Consider the following 1,321-nt stretch of genomic DNA (forward strand, 5'->3'; position numbering starts at 1 on the left):
GTGTTATGTCGCAGGACATAGGTGACAGTTCTTTGTCAGGTCAATGGTGACAGTTCCGAGGTTCTTGGTGGTGACACTTCTGCCGATCTGATTGGTGGATGAGTGGAGTTGAGCCTGTTGATCCTCGTGTCCGTTTAGCGATCTCGCAGTGGCCGGATGATCCGCCGCGTGGTGCTGTGACATCGTTCTGTGCCGAGCATGGCATCTCCCGTAAGACGTTTTACGTGTTGCTGGGCCGGGCCCGGGCCGAGGGCCCGGCTGCAGCGTTGGAACCGCGGTCCCGCCGGCCGCGCACGAGCCCGTCCAAGATCGGTGAGGAGGCCAAGGAGCAGGCACTGCGGGTGCGGGCTGCTTTGGAGCGCTCGGGCCTGGACCACGGACCGATCAGCGTGTTCGAGAAAATGAAATCCATGGGCCTGGAACCGGTGCCCTCGGTTGCGTCGCTGGCCAGAATCTTCCGTGAAACCGGTGTCGCGAGGCTGGAGCCGCGGAAGAAGCCCCGGGCCGCGTACCGCCGGTTCGTTTACCCGGCCCCGAACTGTCTGTGGCAGCTGGACGCGACCGAGTACGTCCTCACCGGCGGCCGTAAATGCGTGATCTTCCAGCTCATCGATGACCACTCCCGCTTCGCGGTCGCCTCCCACGTCGCCGCCGGGGAAACATCCGAGGCCGCGATCGCGGTGGTGAAGAAGGGCATCACCGCGCACGGGGTGCCCCAGAAACTGCTCACGGACAATGGGGCCGCGTTGAACCCTTCACGGCGAGGCCGCCAAGGCCAGCTCCTCACGCACGTTACCTCCCTGGGGATCGAGGCGATCACCGGGAAACCCTACAAACCAACCACACAGGGCAAGAACGAACGCTTCCACCGGACCCTGTTCCGTTTCTTGGACAAACAACCCCTCGCCGGGAGCCTTGAACAGCTTCAGGAACAGGTCGACGCGTTCGATCAGCTCTACAACACCGAACGCCCCCACCAGGGCCTGCCCGGACGGATCACCCCGCAACAAGCATGGGACGCCACACCGGCTGCCGAGCCACCCCACCCGAAACCCGTCCCGACCCTCACCCAGGACAGCACCCACGGCAGCGGCCAGGCCACCCGCATCGCCTACCCCAACGGCAGAGTCACGATCAACAGCGTGGTCTACATGATCGGCAAACCCTACGCCCGGCAGTGCATCCACGCGCTCTGGGACCCCGAGACAATCCAGTTCTTCGATGACCAGGGCACCCACATCACGTCCTACCCCCGTCCACAGGCCGGGACCAAAACAGTCGGAAACGGCAAGCCCCCCGGATTCACGGCGAAACAACCCCC

The 1,321-nt window shown here is 64.0% G+C and carries 1 protein-coding gene; it reads left to right on the forward strand.

Translation table 11 applies throughout. The features are described 5' to 3' along the window. Positions 1 to 176 precede the first annotated feature (176 nt). Positions 177 to 1,321 (forward strand): integrase core domain-containing protein (locus tag LQV16_RS23470; RefSeq protein WP_229996227.1); only part of this gene is annotated, 1,145 nt, incomplete at its 3' end.

Origin of the sequence: Arthrobacter sp. Bi26, assembly GCF_918697925.1 — a bacterium.
GTDB lineage: Bacteria > Actinomycetota > Actinomycetes > Actinomycetales > Micrococcaceae > Arthrobacter.